This is a genomic window from Anaerotruncus massiliensis (ex Togo et al. 2026), assembly GCF_030825285.1.
GTDB lineage: Bacteria > Bacillota > Clostridia > Oscillospirales > Ruminococcaceae > Anaerotruncus > Anaerotruncus massiliensis.
In genome coordinates, this window is record NZ_JAPJQF010000082.1 from 1 (window position 1) to 6,509 (window position 6,509).

A 6,509-nucleotide genomic window follows, 5' to 3' on the forward strand; every position below is an offset into this window, starting at 1 on the left:
GACTTCTTGGGCGCGCAAGAAGTCGGCCCGCCCGCCGGGGCGGGTCCCGGCAATCTCCGCCGCCGAAGGCGGCACATCTGGAGTGCCCCGAAGGGGCGCGAAAAAAGCCCCGCCGGGAGCAGCGCGGAATACCCGGGAAAAACCTCCGCCGCTCCCTGGGCGGCAGATCCATTGGGAAGAACCACCGAAATCTGCATGTCCGGAAGGCTCATCCTGCAAAAAAACGGCGAATTTGCCTCCCAAAGGGAGAATAAGATTGACTGGGGCGGCGGTTTGAAATATAATGGTATCAATATTTTCATTACGCTGCCCAAGTAAATTGGGTGGAAGGGGAGGTTTTACAATTGGCAAGGGCATACAATTTTTCGGCGGGCCCGTCGATGCTGCCCGAGAGCGTGCTGGCGAAAGCGGCCTCGGAGATGCTCGACTACCAGGGCACCGGCGAATCGGTCATGGAGATGAGCCACCGCTCGAAGGAGTACCAGGCGATCATCGACGGCTGCGAGGCGCTGCTGCGCGAGGTCATGGGAATCCCGGACAACTATAAGGTGCTCTTTTTGCAGGGCGGCGCGTCCAGCCAGTTCGCGATGGTCCCGATGAACCTGATGACGGGTTCCGGCAAGGCCGACTTCGTGATCACCGGCCAGTGGGCCACCAAGGCGTACAAGGAGGCGTCCCGGTACGGAGACTGCAAGGCGGTCGCCTCCTCCAAGGACAAGACGTTCTCCTACATCCCCAAGCTCGATCCGGCCGAGTTCCGGCCCGACGCGGATTATTTCCACATCTGCCTCAACAACACGATCTACGGCACCGTCTGGCATGAGCTGCCCGACACCGGCAGCGTTCCGCTCGTGGCGGACGTCTCCTCCTGCATCCTCTCCGAGCCGATCGACGTGAGCCGCTTCGGCCTGCTCTACGCGGGCGCGCAGAAAAACATGGGCCCCGCGGGGCTGACCGTCGTCATCGTGCGGGAGGACCTCGTCGGGAAGGCGATGGAGAGCACGCCGACCATGTTCAACTACCAGACCCATGTGGACAACGGCTCGATGTTCAACACCCCGCCGACCTATGCGATCTACATCTGCAAGCTCGTGCTCGAGTGGCTCAAAAACGAGGTCGGCGGCCTTGCCGGGATGAAGAAGATCAACGAGAAGAAGGCGGGCCTCCTCTACGATTTCCTCGACCGGTCGAAGCTCTTCAAGGGCACCGTCGCCAAAGAGGACCGCTCCCTCATGAACATCCCCTTTGTCACCGGCAGCGACGAGCTCGACGCGAAGTTCGTGTCCGAGGCGAAGGCCGCCGGGTTCCTCAACCTCAAGGGTCACCGTTCGGTGGGCGGCATGCGCGCCTCGATCTACAACGCAATGCCGGTCGAAGGCGTGGAAAAACTGGTTGCGCTGATGGCGAAGTTTGAGGAGGCGAACGGCTGATGTACAACATTAAAACGCTCAATAAGATCAGCCCCAACGGGCTGGACGTCTTTGACCGCAACAAATACCGCATCGGCGACGACGTGGAGGACCCCAACGGCATCCTCGTGCGCTCGGCCGCGATGCATGAGATGGAGCTGCCCGAATCCCTGCTCGCGGTCGCGCGGGCAGGCGCGGGAGTCAACAATATCCCCATCGACCGGTGCAGCGAACAGGGCATCGTCGTCTTCAACACCCCGGGCGCGAACGCGAACGCGGTCAAGGAGCTGGTCGTCTGCGCGCTGCTCATGTCCGCGCGCAAGATCTACCCCTCGATGGTATGGACGCAGTCCCTCAAGGGCCAGGGCGACGAGGTCGGCAAGCTCGTCGAAAAGGGCAAGAGCCAGTTCGTCGGCCCCGAGCTCGCCGGCAAGAGCCTCGGCGTGATCGGCTTGGGCGCGATCGGCACCCGCATCGCCAACTTCGCCCGCCACCTCGACATGGAGGTGTGGGGCTACGACCCCTACCTGTCGGTCGAGAACGCGTGGAACGTCTCCCGCAGCATCAAGCACGCCAACAGCCTCAAGGAGATCTATGAGAACTGCGACTTCATCACCCTGCACATCCCCTCCACGCCCGAGACCAAGGGGATGATCAACTCCGAGTCGATCCAGATGATGAAGCACGGCGTCAGGCTCTTAAACTTTGCGCGCGGCGATCTGGTGGTCAATGAGGACCTGCTCGCGGGACTGGAGGAGAAGCAGGTCCGCTGCTACTTCACCGACTTCCCCAGCGAGGACCTGCTCGGCCATCCGGGCGTACTGGTGATCCCCCACCTCGGCGCGTCCACGCCCGAGAGCGAGGACAACTGCGCGCGCATGGCCGCCGAAGAGCTCGTCGACTACCTCGAGAACGGCAACATCCGCAACTCGGTCAACCTGCCGTCCGTCTCGATGCCGCGCAGCGGGGACAGCCGCATCACCCTCATCCACCGGAACATCCCCGCGATGCTCACCCAGTTCGCCCCCGTCCTCTCGGACAGCGGACTCAACATCGAAAACCTCACCAACAAATCCAAGAAGGACTACGCCTACACGATGGTCGACGTCAAGGGCTGCATCAGCGATGAGATCATCGCCAAGCTCCGCGACATCGAAGGCGTCATCCGCGTCAACATCTACCGGTAACCGCGATTTCAAAACGCCCCCTGCGCCGCAGGGGGCGTTTCTTTTTCCCGGTGCGCAAAAACAAAAGGCGAGGATGAGGGAGCCTGAGAGAGTATGGAGGCGTGCGGATAAGATCGGGGGATCAGCCGGGGCTGGCGGATGCCGGGGGATGCGGGGGGAACGGAAAAGAGATTCTTTAGCGGTTGTGGAATCCGTGCGGAATGTGGTACAATATGTTCAAGCGGAATCCGGATTACAAAAGCCGCTCAGATAAAAGATGAAAGTGAGGGTTGCCGGCATGAATATGCTTTCCTGGTGGCAGCAGTACGCGCCGATCGTCTGGCTGCTGCTGGCCATTGCGTTCGCGGTGTCCGAGGGCCTGACTGTCCAGCTCGTATCGATCTGGTTCGCGGTGGGCGCGGCGGTTACCGCGGCGGAAGCGGCGCTGCTCGACGTGTCGTGGGTGGTCCAGCTTTGGACGTTCGTGATCGTCTCGGCCGTCCTGCTGATCGGCACCCGGCCGATCGCCAAAAACCTGCTCCATGTCAAAAAGGAGAGCACCAACGCCGACCGGTTCATCGGGCAGGTGGGGGTCGTCACCGACCCGATCGACAACGACCTCTCCGCGGGACGCGCGCGGGTCGGCGGGCTCGATTGGTCGGCGCGCTCCAGCGACGGGGCCGACATCCCCGCCGGAGAAAAGATCAGGGTGCTCGCCATCGACGGCGTCAAGCTGATCGTCGAGCCTTACAGCAAACAAACCGAATCATAAGGAGGACACGCAACATGTTGGGAATCATTCTGGGCATCCTGGTATTGATCGTCCTGATCGTCGTGATCACAAACATCAAGATCGTCCCGCAGGCGTCGGTCTACGTCGTCGAGCGCCTGGGCGCTTACTACGCGACCTGGGAGACCGGCCTGCACTTCAAGATGCCGTTCTTCGACCGGATCGCCAAGCGCGTCTCCCTCAAGGAGCAGGTCGCGGACTTCGCGCCCCAGCCGGTCATCACCCGCGACAACGTCACCATGCAGATCGACACGGTTGTCTTTTACCAGGTGACCGACGCAAAGCTCTACACCTATGGCGTCGAGCGCCCGCTCTCCGCCATCGAGAACCTGACCGCTACCACCCTGCGTAACATCATCGGCGAGATGGAGCTCGACAGCACCCTCTCCTCGCGCGACGTCATCAACACCAAGATCACCGCGATCCTCGACGAGGCGACGGACAAATGGGGCATCAAGGTCAACCGCGTCGAGCTCAAGAACATCCTGCCGCCGCGCGAGATCCAGGACGCGATGGAGAAGCAGATGAAGGCGGAGCGCGAGCGCCGCGAATCGATTCTGCGCGCCGAGGGCGAAAAGCGCAGCCAGATCCTCGTGGCCGAGGGTGAAAAGGAGTCCGCCATCCTGCGCGCCGAGGCGGAAAAACAGTCCGCCATCCTGCGCGCCGAAGGCGTCAAGGAGCAGAAGATCCGCGAGGCGCAGGGCGAGGCGGAGGCCATCGCGCTGGTGCAGAAGGCGAACGCCGACGCGCTGCGCGTCCTGACCGAGGCCAACGCGAGCGACAAGGTCGTCCAGCTCAAGAGTCTCGAGGCGTTCGCCAAGGCCGCCGACGGCAAGGCCACCAAGATCATCATCCCCAGCGAAATCCAGTCGCTGGCCGGCATGGCCTCCTCCCTCAAGGAGCTCGTCTCCGACAGGTGAGAAATTCCCGTAAAGGCAACAAAAGGGACGGGCGCGAGCCCGTCCCTTTGCGGCTGATGTATAAAAATCACTCGGCGCGGAAAAGCTCCTGCGTGTAGGTGGGGACCACCCGGCCGCCCGCCGGGACTGTGACGAAATCGTCCCCCTCCCAGCCGCCCGCGAGCAGCCGCGCGAGCAGCGCGGGGTCGATCTCCTCCGCGAAGTAATCCCAGCCGTTTTTCCGGGCCGCGGCGCGCGCCTCGATGCTCTCGTCGGGAAGCCCGAGGGTGGTGTCCGCGAGATAGCAGAGAGCGGAGCAGTCGGCGCGCGGGGTGAAGAAGAGCTCCTCCGCGCAGAGCGGGGCCCGCCAGCAGAGCTCGCCGCCGTGCAGGCCGAAGAGGCCGCGGTAGAGGGGCGCGCCGCCGAGCAGCAGGGAAACGCAGTTATGTACGCGCGGCAGAACGAGCGGGACGGTTCCCGCCGCGAGGCCCTCCCCGTCCAGCAGCTCCGCGCCGTCCGCGAGCAGCAGCGCGTCAAAGCCCTCCGCGCGTGCGATCCGCTCACGCAGGAATGCGGGCCGGTCGGCGCGGGCCGCGGGCAGATAGACCGGCTCCAGCCGATGGGGAGAGGCGGAGAGCATGCGTTCGATGACGGGGCGCAGGGGGATGCTGGCGATCAGGTTGAGCTTCATCGGTTGTTCACATCCAATTCATGATTTCTAGTTTGAGTTTAGCCCATAAACGCCCCGGGTTCAATGCAAAGAATCTGGAAAAAAGATTGCCGCCCCCGCAGGGGCGCGGAAAGCCCCGGACAAAGGGGGAAGGGAGCAGGCGGATGATCGAAAACAATGTGGAAAAAAAGCAGCGCGCGGTGCTCGTCGCGGTGGACACGGGGGAGTATGACGCGCAGGTGTCCCTCGACGAGCTTGAGGAGCTTGCCGTAACCGCCGGCGCGGAGACCGCCGCCAAGGTGCTCCAGAAGCGGAGTGGCTTCGACCCGGCCACGGTGATCGGTAGCGGGCGGCTTTCGGAGATCGCGGAATTCTGCAAGGGGGACGGCGCGGACCTCGTCGTCTTCGACTGCGAGCTCTCTCCGGCGCAGATGCGCAACATCGAGGACGCGTGCGGCGTGCCGGTCATCGACCGCACCACCCTCATCCTCGACATCTTCGCCCGGCGGGCCGTCACCGCCGAGGGGAAACTGCAGGTCGAGCTGGCGCAGCTGCGCTACCGGCTGCCCCGGCTCACGGGGCTGGGGGGCGCTCTCTCCCGGCTGGGCGGCGGCATCGGCACGCGCGGCCCGGGCGAAAGCCAGCTCGAAACCGACCGCCGGCACATCCGGCGGCGGATCGCCGCGCTGCAGGACCAGCTCGCCGAGCTGGAAAAGCGGCGGGGACTCCTGCGCGCCCGCCGCAAAAAGGAGGGGGTCACGACCGTTGCGATCGTCGGCTACACCAACGTCGGCAAATCGACCCTCCTGAACGCCCTGACCAACGCGGGGGTGCTCGTCGAGGACAAGCTCTTCGCAACCCTCGACCCGACCTCGCGCGCGCTCTCCCTGCCGGACGGACGGGAGGTCCTGCTGATCGACACGGTCGGGCTGGTGCGGCGGCTGCCCCACCAGCTTGTCGAGGCGTTCAAATCCACCCTCGAGGAGGCGGCGAACGCCGACCTGCTCTGGTGCGTGTGCGACGCCTCCTCCGACGAGACGGACGAGCAGGTGGCCGTCACCCGCCGTCTGATGGAGGAGCTCGGCGTGGGCGACAAGCCGATGCTCGTGCTGCTCAACAAATGCGACCTCATCTCCGAGGCGCCGCTCCTCTTTGGGGAGCGCACCGTCCTGCTCTCGGCGAAAACCGGCTTCGGCTTCGACGACCTGCTCCAGAAGACCGCCGCCGCCCTTGCGCCCACCCATCGGCGGCTGCGCCTGCTCATCCCCTACGACCGCTCGGGTCTGGTCAATGAGATCATGGCGGGCGGCAAGGTCTTTTCGCAGGAGTACACGCCCGAAGGAACCAGTCTCGACGCGCTCGTCGACGTGAGGATTCTGCACAAGGTGGCGGAGTTTGCCCTGCACGGGGGGTGATTATTTGCCGCCCGGGGAGCGGCAGAGCTTGTCGGTAGTCGACCGACGGCGAGTTCCTTTCTTGCGTGCCCAAGAAAGGAACCAAAGAAGGGCACGAGGGGCTTAGGCGGCCTGCCCGGGCATAGATGCGCTCCTCGCCTGCGGCGAGCGCCGCAGAGCG

Annotated in this window: 6 protein-coding genes; 5 read left to right on the forward strand and 1 reads right to left on the reverse strand. The window is 64.1% G+C overall.

Going from position 1 to position 6,509, the window contains the following annotated elements; all coding sequences use genetic code 11:
- The first annotated feature begins 344 nt into the window (after positions 1 to 344).
- The 4 genes from serC to RCI06_RS13850 all read left to right on the forward strand — a co-directional run bounded on the left by serC (position 345) and on the right by RCI06_RS13850 (position 4,285).
- The gene (gene serC / locus RCI06_RS13835) at positions 345 to 1,430 is read left to right on the forward strand and encodes a 3-phosphoserine/phosphohydroxythreonine transaminase (protein WP_306576395.1); all 1,086 of its coding nucleotides are present in this window, start codon (positions 345 to 347) and stop codon (positions 1,428 to 1,430) included.
- Positions 1,430 to 2,596 (forward strand): phosphoglycerate dehydrogenase, encoded by a 1,167-nt coding sequence (locus RCI06_RS13840; protein WP_121587075.1) that lies wholly within the window; start codon positions 1,430 to 1,432, stop codon positions 2,594 to 2,596. Before serC ends, RCI06_RS13840 begins: the two co-directional genes overlap by 1 nt.
- 277 nt (positions 2,597 to 2,873) lie before the next feature.
- Entirely contained in the window at positions 2,874 to 3,347 is a 474-nt protein-coding gene (locus RCI06_RS13845; RefSeq protein ID WP_172439109.1) for an NfeD family protein, read from the forward strand.
- A 14-nt stretch (positions 3,348 to 3,361) separates the two neighbouring features.
- On the forward strand, positions 3,362 to 4,285 hold the full coding sequence (locus RCI06_RS13850) for an SPFH domain-containing protein (protein ID WP_101548188.1): 924 nt from the start codon (positions 3,362 to 3,364) through the stop codon (positions 4,283 to 4,285).
- Between the two features lie 67 nt (positions 4,286 to 4,352).
- On the opposite strand, the gene RCI06_RS13855 is transcribed toward RCI06_RS13850, so the two are convergent.
- Positions 4,353 to 4,955: a hypothetical protein gene (locus RCI06_RS13855; protein WP_306576396.1), complete on the reverse strand. Its 603-nt coding sequence runs from the start codon at positions 4,953 to 4,955 to the stop codon at positions 4,353 to 4,355.
- Between the two features lie 143 nt (positions 4,956 to 5,098).
- On the opposite strand from RCI06_RS13855, the gene hflX reads away from it, so the two are divergent.
- A complete protein-coding gene (gene hflX, locus RCI06_RS13860; protein WP_306576397.1) occupies positions 5,099 to 6,349 on the forward strand; it encodes a GTPase HflX in 1,251 nt (416 codons plus the stop codon).
- The last annotated feature ends 160 nt before the right edge of the window (positions 6,350 to 6,509 follow it).